The sequence below is a fragment of the Paenibacillus cremeus genome (genome assembly GCF_007786445.1).
Lineage (GTDB): Bacteria > Bacillota > Bacilli > Paenibacillales > NBRC-103111 > Paenibacillus_G > Paenibacillus_G cremeus.
On the sequence record NZ_VNJI01000015.1, the window covers coordinates 117921 to 136933 of the forward strand.

Genomic DNA, 19013 nt, shown 5'->3' on the forward strand with positions numbered 1-19013 from the left:
CCCTGCCCCGATCGAATCATATCTATTTATCGGAATCGTGCAGGCAAAAGTTTAGATAGAAAACACACTCTTTTTCATAAGCGGGTGATGAAATGAACGAAGAAATGAACGAAGTGGTGCTCAGTGACAATAAGTTTCAGCTAATCTCGGAGTTCACTCCACAGGGCGATCAGCCGGCGGCGATTGCGGAGCTGGTGAAAGGCATTCAAGAGGGCAAGAAGCATCAGACGCTGCTTGGCGCGACGGGAACGGGCAAGACCTTTACTGCGGCGCATGTCATCGCTCAGCTGAATCGGCCGACGCTGCTGATCGCGCACAACAAGACGCTCGCTGCGCAGCTTTGCAGTGAGCTGAAGGAGTTCTTTCCGAACAATGCCGTGTCGTATTTCGTGAGCTACTACGATTACTTCCAGCCGGAGGCGTATATTCCGTCGACCGATACGTACATCGAGAAGGACTCCAGTATTAATGAAGAAATTGATAAGCTGCGCCACTCGGCGACGAGCTCGCTGTTTGAACGCCGGGACGTCATCATTGTTGCGAGCGTGTCCTGTATTTACGGTCTCGGTTCGCCAATGGAGTACCGGGATTTGGTGCTGTCCTTGCGTGTTGGCATGGAGCGTTCGCGTAACGACCTTTTGCATCGGCTCATTGACATCCAGTATCAGCGCAATGATTTGAACTTCGTGCGCGGGACGTTCCGGGTTCGCGGCGATGTGGTGGAGATTTTCCCGGCGTCTCGTGGGGAGCAGGCGGTTCGTGTGGAACTGTTTGGCGACGAGATTGAGCGGATCACGGAAATCGACGTACTCACGGGCGAAATTATCGGCGAGCGGGACCACATTGCGATTTTCCCGGCCTCCCACTTCGTAACCCGCGAGGAGACGATGAAACGGGCGCTGGTCAACATTGAGCGGGAGCTCGAGGAGCGGCTTGCCGTGCTGAAGGATCAGGGCAAGCTGCTGGAGGCGCAGCGGCTGGAGCAGCGGACGCGCTACGACATTGAGATGATGCAGGAGATGGGCTTTTGCTCGGGGATCGAGAACTACTCCGGGCCGCTGACCTTCCGCGAGCGCGGGGCGACGCCGTATACATTGATGGATTATTTTCCGAAGGATTTGTTGATCCTGGTGGATGAGTCCCACGTGACGCTGCCGCAGATTCGCGCGATGTACAACGGGGACCGGGCGCGCAAGGAAGTGCTGGTCGAGCACGGCTTTCGGCTGCCGTCGGCGCTGGATAACCGGCCGCTTCGGTTTGAGGAATTCGAAGAGAAGGTCGATCAGATCGTCTACATTTCGGCGACGCCGGGCCCATACGAGATCGAGCATTGCCCAGAGATGGTGCAGCAGATTATTCGTCCGACCGGGCTGGTGGATCCGGAGATCGAGGTACGACCGACGAAGGGGCAGATCGATGATTTGCTCGGCGAGATCCAGGACCGCATCAAGAAGGATGAACGCGTACTGGTGACGACGCTCACGAAGAAGATGGCTGAGGATTTAACGGATTATTTTAAAGAGATCGGGATTAAAGTGCGTTACCTCCATTCGGATATTAAAACATTGGAGCGGATGCAAATTCTTCGTGATCTGCGGCTCGGCGTATTTCACGTTCTCGTAGGGATTAACCTGCTGCGGGAAGGGCTGGACCTGCCTGAGGTTTCTCTCGTTGCGATTCTGGACGCTGACAAGGAAGGCTTCTTGCGGGCTGAGCGCTCTCTGATCCAGACGATCGGGCGTGCGGCACGGAATGCGAACGGGCGCGTCATTATGTACGGGGACAAAGAAACCGATTCGATGCAAAAGGCGATTCAAGAAACGTACCGCCGCCGCTCGATTCAATTGGCCTATAACGAACAACACGGCATTACGCCGCAGACGATACAGAAGAAAGTGCGCGACGTCATTGAGGCGACGAAGGTGGCCGAATCGAAGGCGGATTACTTGGCGGATGTGAAGCAGACGAAGATGTCCAAGAAGGACCGAATGACGCTGATCGAACGCATGGAGCAAGAGATGAAGGAAGCAGCCAAAAACCTGCAGTTCGAACGCGCCGCGGAGCTGCGTGACGCCGTCATGGAGCTGAAGGCCGAGCTGTAACGAAGGGAAGGTAGGGTAGCAAGTGGCCAGAGATAATATTATCATCAAGGGCGCGCGAGCGCACAATTTGAAAAACATCGACGTCACCATTCCGCGCGACAAGTTCGTCGTTCTGACGGGGCTGAGCGGTTCGGGCAAATCGTCGCTAGCATTTGATACGATCTACGCCGAAGGGCAAAGAAGATACGTCGAGTCGCTGTCCGCGTACGCGCGGCAGTTTCTCGGCCAAATGGACAAGCCGGACGTCGATTCGATCGAGGGCTTGTCACCTGCAATCTCAATCGATCAGAAGACCACAAGCCGCAACCCGCGTTCCACGGTCGGTACGGTCACGGAGATTTACGACTACCTGCGTCTGCTGTTTGCCCGGGTGGGGCGGCCGCACTGTCCTACTCACGGTACGGAAATAACGTCGCAAACCGTCGAGCAAATGGTCGATCGAGTCATGGAATACCCGGAGCGGACGAGGCTGCAAATTTTGGCTCCGCTCGTTTCGGGACGCAAGGGTGAGCATTCGAAGCTGTTTGCCGATATTCAGAAGCAGGGCTTTGTCCGGGTTCGGGTGAATGGTGAAATCCGCGAGCTGTCGGAGCAGATCGAGCTGGAGAAAAATAAGAAGCACACGATCGAAGTGGTTGTGGACCGGATTGTGGTGAAGCCGGATGTGCAGACGCGGCTGGCCGACTCCCTCGAAACCGCGCTGAAGCTGGCAGAAGGCCGGGTCATCGTCGATGTAATGGAGAAGGAAGAGCTGCTGTTCAGCCAAAATCTCGCTTGCCCGGAATGCGGGTTCAGCATCGAAGAGCTGGCGCCGCGGATGTTCTCCTTCAACAGCCCGTTCGGAGCTTGTCCGGAGTGCGATGGCTTGGGGATGAAGATGATCGTCGATCCCGAGCTGCTCGTACCGGATCCGAAGCTGTCGATCGAGGAAGGTGCATTCGAAGCGTGGGCGGGAAGCACGTCGAATTACTACCCGCAATTTCTGGCGGCGGTGTGCAAGCATTACGGCATCCCGCAGGATCAGCCGGTAGCGGAGTTCACTAAGGATCAGATGCAGAAGCTGCTGCATGGAACGGGCGGCGAGAAGGTCCGATTCTTATATGAGAATGATTTTGGGCATCGAAAAGAAGCAATGGTCGCTTTTGAGGGCATCGTGCATAACCTGGAGCGCCGCTACCGGGAAACGTTCTCCGAGGGCATCCGCGAGCATATTGAGACGTACATGAGTGCGAAGCCTTGCAGCAAGTGTAAGGGGCACCGTTTGAAGCCCGAATCGCTTGCCGTCACGATTAATGAACGAAATATTGCGCATGTGACATCACTGTCGATCGGGGATGCGCACGAATGGTTTGATTCTTTGAAGCTGACTGACCGGGAGCTGCAGATCGCGCATCTGATTCTCAAAGAAATTAAAGCCCGCCTGGGCTTTCTGGTGAACGTGGGCTTGGATTACTTGACGATGCACCGCGCAGCGGGGACATTGTCCGGCGGCGAAGCGCAGCGGATCCGGCTCGCGACACAAATTGGCTCCAGTCTGATGGGCGTACTGTATATTTTGGATGAACCGAGCATCGGGCTGCACCAGCGTGATAACGACCGGCTGATCCAGACGCTGGAGCATATGCGGGATTTGGGGAATACGCTGATCGTCGTCGAGCATGACGAAGATACGATGCTGGCCGCCGATTACATTATTGATATCGGGCCGGGTGCGGGCATTCACGGAGGCCAGGTGGTTTCGCAAGGGACACCGGAGGAGATCATGAAGGATCCGAACTCCTTGACCGGACAGTATCTGAGCGGCAAAAGGTTCATCCCTGTAGCTGCTGAGCGCCGGAAGCCGAACGGCAAGTGGCTCGAAATCCGTGGAGCCAAGGAGAATAACCTCCGCGGCGTGAACGTGAAGTTTCCGCTGGGCATCTTCAGTTGCGTTACCGGCGTATCCGGATCGGGCAAGAGTACGTTGATCAACGAGCTCCTGTATAAAACGCTGGCCAAAGAGCTGAACGGCGCCAAGGTACGTCCCGGCGAGTATAAAGAGTTCAAAGGCTTGGAGCATGTCGACAAAGTCATCGATATCGACCAATCACCGATCGGGCGGACGCCTCGCTCCAACCCGGCTACGTACACGGGTGTCTTTGACGACATCCGCGATGTCTTCTCGACGACCAACGAAGCCAAGGTCCGCGGCTACAAGAAGGGCCGCTTCAGCTTCAATGTCAAAGGCGGGCGCTGTGAGGCTTGTCGGGGCGATGGGATCATCAAAATTGAAATGCACTTCCTGCCGGACGTGTACGTCCCTTGCGAGGTGTGCAAAGGGAAGCGGTACAACCGGGAAACGCTGGAGGTCAAATATAAAGGCAAGAGCATCTCGGATGTGCTGGAGATGACGCTGGAGGATGCGACGGAGTTCTTTAAGAACATCCCGAAAATCCACCGTAAGCTGTCCACCCTGCTGGACGTAGGCTTGGGCTATATGAACCTGGGGCAGCCCGCTACGACGCTGTCCGGCGGCGAGGCGCAGCGTGTGAAGCTGGCGGCTGAGCTGTACCGTCGCAGCACCGGAAAAACGATCTACATCTTAGATGAGCCAACCACAGGACTGCATATCGATGATATCGACCGCTTACTCAAGGTGCTGCACCGATTGGTGGAGAACGGCGATTCGGTGCTTGTAATCGAGCATAATCTGGACGTAATCAAAACGGCCGATTATATCATCGATCTGGGGCCGGACGGCGGCAACCGCGGTGGAACCATCGTCGCGACGGGGACGCCGGAGGACGTCGTGAAGGTGGAGGGCTCCTACACTGGCAAGTACTTGAAGCCGATCTTAGAGCGCGACCGGGCCCGTTCGGAGGATTATAACAAGCGACTGAAAGAGATGGAGAACGCGGTGGTCTAATCGAATAAAGAAAAGCGCCTTTCATTCGGCCTAGGGTACAACCAGCCGGAGAAAGGCGCTTTTTGTATAAACGATTAATGATTAAGATGCAGCAACAGCCAGGATCGAGGTCAGCTTGTCTTGGAATGCTGCTACGCCTACGCGGTTAACGAACTGGTGGAACGTTTCTTCCGGGCTGCGGTTCTCTTTAAAGAACAGGATCAGCTGCTCCAGCACCGGTCCGACGTTGTCGCCTTTGACCCGGCCTTTGAGCGTTTCGTTGAATTTTGCATTCGGACCGAGAATTCCACCGACAGCCAGATCGAACGCGTCGACCATGCCCTCTGGAGTCTTAATGAGTGAGCCCTGCAGACCAATGTCTGCAACGTGCTTCTGGCCACAGGAGTTCGGGCAGCCGATAAAGTGAATACGGATTTCCTCATCCAACTCGATTTTGGAGTCCAAGTACTCGGCTACGCTTTTAGCACGTTCTTTGGTTTCAACCACCGCCAAGTTACAGAACTCATTTCCTGTACAGGATACGGTGCGGCTCATGAAATGAGCTGGTTCTGGCGTCAAGCGCTCCAGCACCTTCTCTCCGAGAACCTTATCCACGTTTGCGTCGCTGACGCCGGATAAAATAATATTTTGCGAAACGGTTGTGCGAATGGTCTTGTCGCCATACTCATCAGCGATGCGAGCGAGCTCCAAGAACTCATCGCCACTTAAGCGGCCCACCGGAATGCTCAGACCGACATAGTTCAGACCTTCTTGCTTTTGCTTGTGAACGCCATCGAAGTAAGCGGCTTTCCAGCCTACGGTTTTGTCCTCGCCGGACGAAGGCATATCGCCGATCAGCTCGATGAGCTTGTCCTTGAACTTCTCCGGACCCCAGTCCGCTACGAGGAACTTCAGGCGAGCATGATGACGCTTTTCGCGGTATCCGTAGTCTCGGTAGATTGTAGTTACGCCGGTAGCTACCTTAAGCACTTCTTCCGGACGTACGAACATGTCCAGACGCTTCGCCAGATGAGGCTTGGCCGACAAGCCGCCGCCTACCCATACGTGGAAGCCGAGCACTTCCTCGCCGTCGATCACTTTCGTCGCTGGAGTGTAGGCCAGGCACTGGATTTCCGCATGACCGGAGTTATAAATATTAGAAGAAATGGACATTTTATATTTGCGTGGAAGATTCGAGAAATCCCGGTTCATCAAGAAGAAATCATTCACTTCATTGACGAGCGCCGTCGTATCCATTAGCTCATCGCGGTCAATACCAGCGAGCGGGTTACCTACGACGGTACGCGGGCAGTCGCCACAGGCTTCATACGAATACAAGCCAACGGCCTCCAAACGCTTGAAAATATCCGGCATGTCCTGAATCGTCAGCCAGTGGAATTGAATCGCTTGGCGAGTGGTTACGTCCATCAGGTTGCGGCCATAATCTTTCGCAATCGCAGCGATGGCCCGTGCTTGATCCGTCGTCATCACGCCGGAGTTGATACGGACACGCATCATGAAATGGCCGTTGTTCGGCTTTTGCTGATAAACACCCGCCCATTTGAAGCGGTTCATATCGTCTTCCGTAATGGAGTCGTAGCCTTCAGTCGCATACTTCTCGATGATGGTGCGAATTACATCGAGGCCGTCTTTTTCCAGCTTGACGAGCTCCATTTTGTTCAGCTTGGATGGGTCGGCTGCCCAGATCGCTTCATAAGCCATGGTGTTTGAATCCTCCCGTTTAATTCCGATAATTTTGATATGAAAAAAGCTATTTCTTATAGTACCACTTTTCTGTCAACTCGTAAATTGCCTAACCAAGCCAGTAATCAGATCTGGAGTTATTATAAGAATGCACGAATCCGGTTATACTTCCAGAAGAATCAACAGAAGTTGACAAAGTTGTTACACTTGGGGCAAATGCCTTGCACTTCGAGGCTACTCAGGCTAAGATATATATTAAGCATTTTTGTAAACTGAAGGAGGTCTCTCCATGTTGTTGGCTGAAGAGGCAGCAAAAACCGCCAGCACGTACAACGGATTTGATGTGTTCGTAGTGCTGTTCACCATCGTAATCGCGATCGGTGTGATCCGTTTGCTTGCTGCACCGAAGAAGAATCCGTTTGCTATCGGCTTCGGATTGGTCAGCTTGGCTATATTCCTGACCATGGACGTCGTTATGGTTATGGGCTGGACAGGCAATCTGTAAGAGAAAGCTGTTCTTACACATAAGGAACTTTTAAACCAAAAACCCCGGACATGCGCTATCGCTTGTCCGGGGTTTTTTCTTGAGCTAGCTGCGGGAGTGGCGAGGGGGTTATACCCACCACATTTGGCCGAGCGGCTCTTTGATCAAAATTTGCTGCAGGTTTTGTACGGCTTTCGTGAAGCCTTCGTCGACCGACATCAGACCGTCTTCATGCTCGATACTCACGACATAGTCGTAGCCGACCAAGCGAAGCGCGCTGATGATATCCGCCCAAGTCTTCAAGTCGTGGCCATAGCCTACCGTACGGAACTGCCATGCCCGATCGAGCATGTTGGTGTACGGCTGCATGTCAGTTACCCCATAGCGGTTGACGTTGATTGGGTCGATTGTCGTGTCCTTCGCGTGGAAGTGATGGATCGCGCCGGCGCGGCCGAGAATTTGCACCGCTTGCACCGGATCGATGCCTTGCCACCACATATGGCTCGGATCGAGGTTAGCTCCGATGGCTTCGCCTGCCGCTTCGCGAAGGCGCAGCAAGGTTGCAGGGGTATGTACCGAGAAGCCCCCATGAAGCTCAAGACCGATTTTGACGCCGCGGTCGGATGCATACTTACCGGTTTCAGTCCAGTAAGGGATGACCTTGTTCGCCCATTGCCAGTCCAAAATTTCTTGAAAATCCGGCGGCCAAGGAGCAACCGGCCAGTTCGGATATTTGGCGTCGTCGGAATCCCCAGGGCAGCCGGAGAACGTGTTCACGACAGGAACGTCCAATTTTTGCGCCAAATCAATGGTCTTAAGGATCACTTCTTGATCCGGCTTGGCGAGTGCCTTCTGTGGATGAAGTGGATTAGCATGGCAGCTCAAGGCGCTGATGGTCAGACCGCGCGATTCGATCGCTCTCTTAAAGGCTTTGAGCTTGCCCTCATCGCCCAGTAGAGTGTCAGGATCGCAGTGTGCATTGCCAGGGTAGCCCCCGGTGCCAAGCTCGACGGCATCCAAGCCTTTGGACGCGATATAGTCGAGCGCTTCTTCGAACGGCTTTTGCTGAAATAAGACGGTGAAAACCCCTAATTTCATAAAGACACCTCCAGAAAAGTATGGGTATGTACGCGTGTTCAATACTAGAATCAACCAAATTATATCATGTGTTGGGGACAACTCAAAGTCAGAGTTTCGGACACCAAAAGCCCGCATGAAAAAGGTATGAAAAAAAATCTTGTTCGACAAGGGGGCCTGACAACGTTCCTGTTACTTTGCACAACTCTTCGTTTACAATAGAAAACGTGCAGTGAGAGACTTTATATGAGAGGGCGGGATCGTATTGATAAGCAAGGACACTCAAATCGTTGAAACGGTTACAGGCAATTGGCTTCGCTTCCCGAACAGCTTCAGAAAGTTTCATTGTCTGGTTGAGTTGTCTGACCAGCTCTCGCTGAACATCAATGTCAAGTCAGGTAGTGTGCACGTGCACAAAAAGGATAATGATCAGGTGTACCAGCAGATTGGGGAATTATGTATTACATCGTCTGGACGCGACGTTCAATGTTCTGTACTGAGCACAGCCGCAAGCGCCAAGGAGTCGGACACGAAGACCCCGCCCAAGCAGCAGTCCGATGCCTCTTAGCCCAACATTCCGCGATAGTGGCGGAAGGCTCGGCTCACATCGACCACGAAAAAAAGCAGCAGCCCTCACCAGAATCGATGAAGGGCGCTGCTTTTTTCATTGCACACGGTTCAATGTAAACGGCTAAGGCCAATTCAGCAGTCCGCGATAGATGTGCTCCACGGTTTCCGCACTCCCGCCGTAGACGATGATCGCAGCCGTGACAATCAATTGGGTCAAGGCACAACGGGCATAGAAGTACGATCGGGATACTTTTTTCTTGTTCACCGTGGTCTTCCCCAGCAGGTTCTCCAAGGCAATGACTATCCCGTGATAAATCCCCCAGAACAGGTAGAGCCAGGAGAAGCCGTGCCACAATCCAATCAGCACCATGATGAGAACGGACAAGCCCGCGGCGGTCCATTTGGTCGGAGCCTGCCTAGAGAAGAAGATAAAAATATGATCGCGGAACCAATCCCCGAGGGTGGCGTGCCAATTTCTCCAATACTGCGTCAGCGTAGGGGAGAGGAACGGTTTTTTGAAGTTTTCGGGTATTGTGTACCCAAAGAGACGTCCGAAGCCCACCGCAATATCGGAGTACCCGGAGAAATCAAAGAAGATCAGCGCATAAAACCAAACCATCAAAAACAGCGACTCATGGGTGTGCAGCTCCTGCTGGGACACATGGTTGAAAATATCCGTCATCCAAGTGACGAGGACGATCTTTTTGAACATCCCAAGGATGATTCGCTTGACGCTTTGCTCAGCGAGGGCGGCATCGACGCGATAAGGCTGCTTTGTATCGGCCATAAAGTCGCGGAACTTGAGAATCGGACCGGATGTAAACGTAGGAACGAACCAAATATAATTAAAATAGTCCAGCACCGGCGCCTTCGCATCCTTACCGAAGAAGTAAGCGAAGTACAGCGCATCGATGACCTTCAGTACGTTATAAATGAGGCCAAGCACCATGACCGTGTCAAATAGCGGGTTCGTGAACACGTGCATGCCGAACAGCCGCAGCATGGAAACGCCGGCTACGTTTAGTGCGATGAGGAGGATGAACCAGCCTTTACGAAACCGAGTCGTGTAGCACAGCAGCAGAAACGCCAAATAGTTCAGAGAGGTATACCCCAGATAAAAAGCGAACAGCTTCTTGCTAAATACGAGCAGGAAGATCAGATTGAACGCGAGCAGCAGAATGCGCTTGTTGCCTGGCCATTTTCTAGTGAAGGCGAGCACGACCACCATCCCCGCAATGGCCATCACGGCGTTCATGTTTAAATACCACATGGAATGATTCCTCCAGCGTTGTTACCAAGCTTAAAACCCTTCATAAATGAACAAGCCTTTGCCGGTAAAATAAATCAGCACCATGATGAGCATGGCGAGATAGACGATTATTTCGAAGGCTTTGCGAGCGAAGCGAGCCATGCGTCCACCTCCTTCGTAAACACGGGAGCACCCTCTTGGCGGCTCAAATGGACGAGATCGTGAAAATATTTCGGATCATACGAGGTCAGCAGGTTGAGCGTAGGCACACCAGCGGCCTCCAGCCGGTGGTTGACGTCGTTTTGCAGGCCGGCCATATAAGGAGGCACCTTATAATCACGGTCCCAAGGCATCCATACCACACGAAGCGGGAGCTGATGCTCCTTGCAGTAAGCGATGATCCAATCGAGCGCCTGCAGGTTCTCCTTGTAGTCCTTTTGCGACATCCAGCCGAAGCGCTTGTCGTAGTCGTTCCACTTGGCTTGCAGCTCTGCGGCGGTCATATGCCCGAAGTAGAGCTCCTTATCGATCCACCGGGGCTGATAAGCGAGCAGCTCAGAGCGGTTCAGCTCGATCGTGCCCTTGTACAGCTGCTTCGCGAGCTCCGTGCCGGAATCACGGAAGTAGTCCCGGTACGCATACACGTAAGGCTGGTACCACGGCTTGAACCATTGGTAGGTCGGATCCGTCTCGAGACTGTCGATCATCGTATGTGCATCAATGCCAACGACGAGCTGTCCCTCCACTTGGAATCGCTTTTGCTCCAAGATGGCTTTGAGATCCGTCAGCTTGCCATAGGATAAACCCATCTCAATCAGCTTCGATTTCGATTCTTCCTCGATGTAAGCCCCCGTTACGGCGGAGTTGCCGAAAAAGACAGGGCCATGATCCAGCCCCCCGTGATGGTAGAGCGTTTTCGTAAAATCGTTCTTATAAAAACGCCGCGACGTGACCATCGGATTCCACAAGCTGATCAGGAAATCCGATAGCACGAATGCGGCTAGCAGCAACAACAGAAAGCTATATTTCTTAATTCGAGCCATTACAACGATTTTTGCTGCCACGCATGATACTGCTCGCGGAACGACACTGGCCACTGCGCCTCATCCAAGCCGTACTGCGCCAGGAAAGCGAAGGCCCAACGCTCGATGCCGAAGCCGACACAGCCGGTGACGGCGTTGCGCTTGCCCATTTTAATATTGAACGCGTTGCCGAACGTATTGCTGTGGAAGTTGACCGAGCTGCAGGCGATCGATTTCTTGATATGCGGGATCGTTAAGCGAAGCTCGTACTTCATCTCTTGGTTGCGCTGGAAGGAGGCCTTCACTTGGAAATCGTTCGTAAAGAACGGGTCGTTGGCGATTTCCAGCATGCTGTCCACGTTCCATTCCACCGCGAGCTCCTTGAGATATTCGATGGCTTGCAGACGGTGCTCTTTGACAAAGTCCGGCTTACCGACAAAGATGATCTCACGCATGCTGAAGTCGAGCAGGCGTCCGAAGTCGCTGTGATTGCGGGATTCGAAGCGGTGGCACTTGGAAATCGCGGTAACGACGATGCCGTCGCCTTCCAAAGTCTCATTCTGCAGCCCTTCATAGCAGTGATAGCAGGTCGAAGGATTCATCGTAAACTTCGGCTTTGGCATCGTCTCGTTCAGGTCGAGCGGCTGATCCTGCTGCTTCCAGCCCCCGGCTTCGCGAATCGACTGGGAGAACGTCTCGATAATGTCGAGATCCTCGCGCAGATGCGTCAAGAAGTGGATATGCTCCGGAAACGAGGTAAAATGATTCGTTTTATTCAGCGTTTCGGCATGGATGACGGCCGGATACTGCTCTTCGGTTACTCCGGAAAAACGGTTCGCCACTTTCGTCACGAAGCTGTAGTCGAGAAAGCGCATCAAGCTAGAGAATGGCTCACGGAAAATAAAGAGGCCCGGCTCCAGCACCTTAATGATTTTGCGCTCGGTCAGCTCCGCGATGATGTCGCCTTCGTACGGCGTGCTCACCGGATGCTCGAACAAAATATTTTCTTTGAAGCCGAAGTCGCCTTGCGAGAAGCGCTCCATCAGCTTGCGCACGCGCTGCTCGATGGCATCATTGCCTTTGGCCGACGCATGCACGATGCGAATTTGATTCGTCTCGAGCTGAATATCGGTGATGGTTTCGTCGATAAAAGCGGCCGCGTATTTCAGCTGGCCATGCTGGCTGGGAGCAAGGCCCTCCAGGGAAACGATGCATTCCATGATGTTACCTCGCCTTCTTGGTGTGAATGAATTGAGCGATTTCGCGAACGGTGTTCAGCGGGTACAGCATGAGGTCTTGATTGGTTACCTGAATGCCGTAGGTTTTCTCGATATGGGCGATCAGCGCGGTTGCGCCAATAGAGTCGATATAGCCGTAGTCGAACAAATGAACGTCCGGAGTGAACTCGTCATCGTCTTCTTCGATTTCATAGCGCGTTTTAATGTGAGCTTCCAGCTCTTCCAGCAACTCTTGCACTTGCATGGCGTAGGCCTCCTTATTCCTTGTGAAAAATGATAGCGGGACGGTCACCAGGCCAAGTGACAGGGCGACCGTCCGCGCGTTATGGGTGTGTAATGGTGAGCGTTACCGGTTCGCCAAAATGGGTCACCGTATAGGTTTGCTTTGCTTCATCCCGCTCGACCGAAATATCCGGTCCTTGAATGGTCAGCGGCTGCGGGCTGTACAACTGCACCTGCTGCATGCCTGGGGCTCTCAGTTGTAAGGACCATGTTTTCGCTTCGGTTAACAGCTCGTATGGGACGTTGGATCGCGTGATATGGAGCAAGCTGTCGCTATACGCTGCGTGCTCCGGAGAAACGAACCGAATCGTCGTCTCGCTGGGGACGCCGACATACAGCTTGTCCCCGCGACGGTCGCGCACCTCCGCTTGAGCCGCTACCGCCTGCTTCTCCGCATACGGCTGGCCCGGCTCGATCATCAGCCCGAGCGTGCCTTTGTACTCAGCGGCTTGCGCCGGAACGCCCGCCGTGAGCGGCTGGACTCGGAAGCTCGGCTCTACGGTGCGTCCGAGCGCTTTGCGCAGGTGGTCGATCAACACATCGCGCCATGGGCGATACAGGCTGACTTTCGTGGTCAGCGTGTTCATGTACGACCGGGCCATTTGAGGCTCGGACATGAAGTTGTAGCCGTACTCCGTCCGCAGCTTGTCCAGGTACCGGACGAACTCGAGCAGCGGCTGTACATTCGCCGGGAAGTGATATTCGATATGCTCGAAGTAATCGATCGGCAAATCCAGCGCCGTATACTCGCTGAACAAATCCTCCGTCGAATACTTCGCTTCCGTCCGCAGCACCGGCGCCGGTGTAGAGAGCAGCATCGGACGCTTGAGATCCGGTGCGCCGGAGGCATCCGCCATTAAGAACGGCATCCCCCAGTTGTATTCAATCCCGAGCCGAGGCTCATTCTTGATGTCGGACGGCTTAAAGCCGAAGTTAAACCAAATGCTTGCATCCCGTTCGTTGTTCAGGGTCTGAGCCCGGTCGGGATTATTAATCCGCCACGTATGCTGGTTCGTCCCGGTCATGCCCCAAGGGATGCCGAGCTTCGCAAACGCCTGCTGATGCAGGGCGATTTCCTGCTTCTCCTGCGCGTCGCTCGTGAAGTTGTGAACGAACAGATGCGGGTACAATTCCAGCTGATGCGTTTTATTATATTGAATAAATTCGTCTAATTGCTCTTTATAAGGGAAGGTCGGGTCATCGATGTTCGACGGAATGCCGAATTCCAGCTGGCCGACGATGAGATCGTCTTTGCCATCGCCGTTCAAGTCCGCCCAGAACGGTACGGCATTGTGGCCACCCACCAGCGCATGGTTGCCGAGCTGGTTCACGGTGGCGGCCTCGATCACGCCGGCGTCCCGCCACGTGCTGGCGCCGCCCGCCCCGACCTGCTGCAGGTATATCCGCAGGTCGCCTTCGAGGCTGCCGACCACGAGGTCGGCGCGTCCATCTCCGTCCATATCGCGGATGGACGGAGCCGCAAACCTGGCGGGCAGCTGCACGATCGTGCTGCCCGCACCCCACGCGAGCGCGCCTGCGGCGCTGCGCTCTCCGCGATACACCGTCACGGCGCCGCCGCCATCCCCGACCACGAGGTCGGGAACAGCGTCTCCCGTGACGTCGCCCACCGCGGCCGCCACCGGAGCGGCGGCGCGCACCAGCTGCCCGCCCGCCATCAGCGGCGCGGGCGGGGCAAACACGCCGCCGGCTTCGCCATAGGCGACGGCGAGCGTGCCATCCGGCCGGCCCACGAGCAGATCGGGCCGGCCGTCGGCATTGACATCGTACGCCGCGATGCTGGCGTACTGGCCGACCGCGAGCGGGGCGCCGCTCGCTAGGTGCACGGGCTCCCGCTGGCCGAAGGCTGCGGGAGCGGGCCCGCCCGCCGGCGGCAGCTGCTGGCCGGCGTACAGCTCTGCAGCGGCCTGAGCTAGGCCGCGGTACAGGTACACCTTGCCGTCGCCCGAGCCGACGACCAGATCCGCGCGCCCGTCGCCGGTAATGTCGGCGAGCGCCGGGTAAGCCCGGTATGGCAGCGTGATCGGATCCCCAAGGGATTTGTACTCAGGGTAATTCGCCAGCCGGATCGGTCCATCTTGAGACATGAGCCGCGTACCGCTGGAATAGAACGAATTCGGCGTCTCGCCGGCGAAGGTCGGCTTCGCATTTGTTCCCGTATTGAGATGCACGGCCACCGATTCCTGCCAGCGGCCCCAGGTGAACGAGGAACGGACCAGCGAGAACGAAGGCACCTGCTTATACTTCTTCAGCAGCTCCGCCCACTGAATGCCTTCCCCGTCGCGGATCGCCTCCAGCGCCTCAAAATGGTTCTGATGCCCCATCGCAGGCCGCCCGTAAGGGCCGAGCACCTTGGTCACGCTGTAGCCGAGTGTTTCCTTGGAAACGAACGAGACATACGCACTCCGGAACAAGGCACTGCCTGTGGCGAACGTGAAATGAAAGTAGGGCTCCAGCGGTAGCTGGTTTCGGTCAAAGTACAGCGCGCCGGGTACCGGCTTTTGCGCTGCGTTTGCCTCGGCTGCCAGCTTCGCGAATCCGAGTGTCGGATCCATCCCGCTGGACAGATCGAAGCCGGTCAAGTACGACCGGTTCGGCAGCAGCGTGCCGCTGAAGAACACCGTGCCCTTGCCGATCCGGTTGAGCGTATACAGCGCCACGCCATTCAGCGTGGCTACCGGCTCGGCGGTGGAAGGCACGATGCCCTTCCCCCAGCTGAAGCGGCCGAGCGTATTTTCGGTGTCGTGCCGGAAGTAGCCGTCCGCAAACTGCTGGAGCAGCTGCTGCACTCCTTGGAGGTTGTACTCCACGGTCGGATACTGCAGCGGGCTAGGCTCATTCAGCTCCCCGCCGGACCTCGCCTTCCGAGCCGGAGGCGGCACGTCGACCACCTGCGAGGCACCGAGAAAGTCCAGCGGGAAATCCCCGCCGGCAAATGAATTTTCAAGGAACAAATGTCCGCCTTGGGCAACAAACTCCTGCAGCAGCTTGCGCTGCGGATCGGTTAACGTGCCATGCAAGGACGGGTCCAAATAGACCGTGTCATAGTCGGTCAGCTTCCGCGCGTTGACGTCGTTTAAGCTCTTGCGCTCGAGGTCGAGATTCGCGACCAGCGATTGGCTTAAATGACTGAAAGCGGCGGGATCGTACTCATCACCATGGGTGGCGTATAGCATGCGCACAGTCAGCTCTTTTTTGGCGGTCAGCAGAAAAACCGCAAGAGCCGCGGCTGCCACGACGACCAGCGCGATGGCAATGACCTTGCGTTGATGCTTGTTCATTCGACAAAATCCCTCAATTACCGCATGGTTGCACTACTTTTGCCATTATAGCACGGATGCCGGGCTTTTGTTAACTTTTGCCCCAGTCTGGATTGGTCACTGGAGCGCATAGCAGTGATCAATCCAGACTGGCTGGATTGGTCCCTGGAACGCCTAGCGGTGAACAATCCAGCCAAGCGGCTCCTACCTTGTAGCGGACGGTCCCCGGCATGGTTTAATCCATCGAATTCTGGTACACTATTGTAGTATGGATTAGTAGGATCGACATCGGAATTATTTCGCTGTATAATGTCGCTTTTATATATGTAGATACACGAATCAAAACGATGAATTTTAGGGAATCACGGAGGAATGACAAGCAATGAACGACAAGATTCGCAAATCGGATATCGAGCTGCTCGCGCCTGCGGGTGATTGGGATTGCATGCGGGCGGCGGTGGCCAACGGGGCGGACGCGATCTTTTTTGGCGTGGAAAAATTCAATGCGCGGGCTCGGGCGAACAACTTTATGATGGACGAGCTGCCGGATATTATGTCCTTTCTGCACCGGTACGGGGTGAAGGGTTTTTTGACGTTTAATATTTTGGTGTTCGAAGAGGAGCTGAACGATGCCCGGACGCTGATTGAGGCCTGTGTCGACGCGGGGGTGGATGCGGTGATCGTGCAGGATTTGGGGCTCGTGCGCATGATTCGCGAGATCTCGCCGGACTTCCCGATTCACGGGTCGACGCAGATGACGATTACGTCGCCGGAGGCGGTGGAGTTTACGAAGCCGTTCGATATCGAGCGGGTCGTGCTGGGCCGGGAAAATAATTTAAAGCAAATCAAGCAGATCGGCGATCAAGCGAAGCTTCCGATGGAGGTGTTCGTGCACGGTGCGCTGTGTGTGTCCTACTCGGGTCAATGCTTGACCTCGGAAATGTGGGGCGGGCGCTCGGCCAACCGTGGGGAATGTGCGCAGGCCTGCCGATTACCGTACGACCTGATGGTCGATGGGGAGCAGAAGCCGATGGGCGATGTGGCGTATCTGCTGTCGCCAAAGGACTTGGCGGCGCTGGAGCTGGTGCCGGAGCTGATCGAAGCGGGTGTGACGTCGTTCAAAATCGAAGGCCGGCTGAAAAGTCCGGAGTACGTCGCCAACGTCGTAAGCAAATACCGCAAGGCCATCGACCGCTACTTCGACGGGCAGGATCCGAAGCCGACGAAGGAGGAGCTGCGGGAGCTGGAGCAGAGCTTTTCACGCGGGTTTACGCACGGCTTCCTGAAGGGCACGAACAATAAGCTGTTGGTCGAGGGCACGTATCCGAAGAGCCGGGGCGTGTACCTGGGCCGCGTGAAGCAGATTTTGCGCGATGCGGTGATCTGCGAGCTGGAAGCGCCGCTGAAGCGGGGCGACGGCATTGTGTTCGATGCGGGCGATCCGACGAAAAAAGAAGAGGGCGGCCGCGTCTACGACCTGCGCCGCAGAGGTGCGAAGCTGGAGGGCGAGGCGCCGGGCGGACTGATCGAGATCGTGCCGGGCCGTAATGACGTGAATCTGGGCCGTGTGCATGTAGGCGACCGGATTTGGAAAACGAACGATCCGCACCTGGACAAGCGGCTTCGCCAATCGTTTGAAACCGACAAGCCGTACCGCGTGTTCCCGGTTCAAGTGAAGATCACCGGCACGGCAGGTCAGCCGCTGAAGAGCGTCTGGACGGATCTCGAGGCGGGCCATACCGTAACCGTGGAATCGGAGCTGGCGCTCGTGCCTGCCGAGAAGCGTCCGATGGATGCGGCGCTGTTCGAGGAACAGTTCGGCCGGCTAGGGGGTACGATCTTCGCTTTGGCATCGGTCGACGTGCACCTGAACGGCGACCTGATCGTGCCGATGCGTGAGCTGAACCAGATGCGCCGCGAGGCGGCCGAGCAGCTTACCGTGCTGCGGGAGCAGCCGCGGGCTTACGTCAAGCGCGGTGTTGACGTGTATGGCGACACGCCGCTGGCGGCGGCTGAGCCCGCCACCCCGGTAGGCGGGCAAGCGCGTTCCAGGCTGACGGCGCTGTGCCGCAGCCTGGAGCAGGTGCAAGCGGCGTGCTTGATGAATGTCGAGCTGATCTATGCCGACTTTGAATTCATCAAGCAGTTCCCTGCCGCCATCGAGGCCGCCCGCGCTGCGGGCAAGAAGATCGCGCTGGCGACGCCACGCATCCATATGCCCGGCGAGACGGGCTATTTCAAGAACATCCTGAACCTGAAGCCTGACGCCGTTTTGCTGCGCAATACGGGTGCGGTGTACTGGTTCATGCGCTATTTGGCTGAGCACCCGGAGGAGCAGCAGCCGGAGTTGATCGGCGATTTTTCGCTGAACATCGCCAACCACAAGACGGCGGCGCTATTCCTGGACGCAGGCTTGTCCCGCGTAACGCCGTCGTATGACCTGAACATCCAGCAGATGGTTGATCTGCTGCGACGCTCCGCCACCGCTCAGCTCGAGGTGGTTATCCATCAGCATATGCCGATGTTCCACACCGAGCACTGCGTCTACTGCACGTTCCTCAGCGAAGGAACGGATTACACGAACTGCGGCCGTCCGTGCGAGGAGCAGCGGGTGTCGCTGAAGGACCGCGTCGGCTTCTCCCATCCCGTGCGTGTGGATGAAGGGTGCCGCAACACGGTGTACAACGCCATCGACCAGTCGGGCGCCGAATATTTGGCCAACTTCATGGAGCTGGGCGTTTCGACTTACCGCGTGGAGTTCCTTGAAGAGACACCGGACAAAGTGCGCGAGGTGCTGTCCTTGTATGAGCGGGCACTGAAAGGTGAAATCAGCGGCACTTCCGTGTGGAAATCGCTGAAAGCAACGAACCAACTCGGTGTCACACGCGGCCAGTTGGTGAAATAAACGGACATCAGAGCGGACCGCCGCCTGCGTATCAACGAATGAAGTGAACCTTCGTTTCGTTGAACAGGCTGCGGTTCGCTTTTTTGTTTTGAAGGCGATTGCGACGGCTAAATTGCTATAGTAATCGCATCGTGTATCCTTCGGACCATTTTGCAATCCCAGCACTTTCCCAATAAACTCTCCCTAGTGACCTTCTTCATTCGCGTCACAATTTAGTC

12 protein-coding genes are annotated in these 19013 nt (G+C 55.6%); 5 read left to right on the forward strand and 7 right to left on the reverse strand.

What is annotated here, in order from left to right:
• The first annotated feature begins 104 nt into the window (after window positions 1-104).
• Window positions 105-2102, forward strand: coding sequence for an excinuclease ABC subunit UvrB (gene uvrB / locus FPZ49_RS14305; protein ID WP_144847820.1), 1998 nt, complete (start codon window positions 105-107; stop codon window positions 2100-2102).
• Between the two features lie 22 nt (window positions 2103-2124).
• The gene (uvrA, locus tag FPZ49_RS14310; protein ID WP_144847765.1) at window positions 2125-5007 is read left to right on the forward strand and encodes an excinuclease ABC subunit UvrA; all 2883 of its coding nucleotides are present in this window, start codon (window positions 2125-2127) and stop codon (window positions 5005-5007) included.
• A gap of 81 nt (window positions 5008-5088) precedes the next feature.
• On the opposite strand, the gene FPZ49_RS14315 is transcribed toward uvrA, so the two are convergent.
• Complete coding sequence (locus FPZ49_RS14315; protein WP_144847767.1) at window positions 5089-6708, reverse strand: nitrite/sulfite reductase; 1620 nt, start codon at window positions 6706-6708, stop codon at window positions 5089-5091.
• A gap of 271 nt (window positions 6709-6979) precedes the next feature.
• On the opposite strand from FPZ49_RS14315, the gene FPZ49_RS14320 reads away from it, so the two are divergent.
• Entirely contained in the window at window positions 6980-7195 is a 216-nt protein-coding gene (locus FPZ49_RS14320) for a hypothetical protein (protein WP_144847769.1), read from the forward strand.
• A gap of 108 nt (window positions 7196-7303) precedes the next feature.
• Here FPZ49_RS14320 and FPZ49_RS14325 read toward each other — a convergent pair whose 3' ends face one another.
• Window positions 7304-8272 (reverse strand): sugar phosphate isomerase/epimerase family protein, encoded by a 969-nt coding sequence (locus tag FPZ49_RS14325; protein WP_144847771.1) that lies wholly within the window; start codon window positions 8270-8272, stop codon window positions 7304-7306.
• A gap of 244 nt (window positions 8273-8516) precedes the next feature.
• Here FPZ49_RS14325 and FPZ49_RS14330 point away from each other — a divergent pair, with 244 nt between their 5' ends.
• A complete protein-coding gene (locus FPZ49_RS14330) occupies window positions 8517-8819 on the forward strand; it encodes a hypothetical protein (RefSeq protein WP_261381408.1) in 303 nt (100 codons plus the stop codon).
• A 123-nt stretch (window positions 8820-8942) separates the two neighbouring features.
• On the opposite strand, the gene FPZ49_RS14335 is transcribed toward FPZ49_RS14330, so the two are convergent.
• From FPZ49_RS14335 to FPZ49_RS14355, 5 genes are all read right to left on the reverse strand, one after another.
• Window positions 8943-10091 carry an MBOAT family O-acyltransferase gene (locus FPZ49_RS14335; protein ID WP_144847773.1) on the reverse strand — a complete coding sequence of 383 codons (1149 nt, stop codon included), beginning with the start codon at window positions 10089-10091 and terminating at the stop codon, window positions 8943-8945.
• A gap of 107 nt (window positions 10092-10198) precedes the next feature.
• Window positions 10199-11113 carry a hypothetical protein gene (locus FPZ49_RS14340; RefSeq protein ID WP_144847824.1) on the reverse strand — a complete coding sequence of 305 codons (915 nt, stop codon included), beginning with the start codon at window positions 11111-11113 and terminating at the stop codon, window positions 10199-10201.
• A complete protein-coding gene (locus tag FPZ49_RS14345; RefSeq protein WP_144847775.1) occupies window positions 11113-12312 on the reverse strand; it encodes a hypothetical protein in 1200 nt (399 codons plus the stop codon). Before FPZ49_RS14345 ends, FPZ49_RS14340 begins: the two co-directional genes overlap by 1 nt.
• Before the next feature lie 4 nt (window positions 12313-12316).
• Complete coding sequence (locus FPZ49_RS14350) at window positions 12317-12568, reverse strand: acyl carrier protein (RefSeq protein WP_144847826.1); 252 nt, start codon at window positions 12566-12568, stop codon at window positions 12317-12319.
• An 85-nt stretch (window positions 12569-12653) separates the two neighbouring features.
• A complete protein-coding gene (locus FPZ49_RS14355) occupies window positions 12654-15911 on the reverse strand; it encodes an FG-GAP repeat domain-containing protein (protein WP_144847776.1) in 3258 nt (1085 codons plus the stop codon).
• Window positions 15912-16272: 361 nt separating this feature from the next.
• Here FPZ49_RS14355 and FPZ49_RS14360 point away from each other — a divergent pair, with 361 nt between their 5' ends.
• The gene (locus FPZ49_RS14360; protein ID WP_144847778.1) at window positions 16273-18795 is read left to right on the forward strand and encodes a U32 family peptidase; all 2523 of its coding nucleotides are present in this window, start codon (window positions 16273-16275) and stop codon (window positions 18793-18795) included.
• The last annotated feature ends 218 nt before the right edge of the window (window positions 18796-19013 follow it).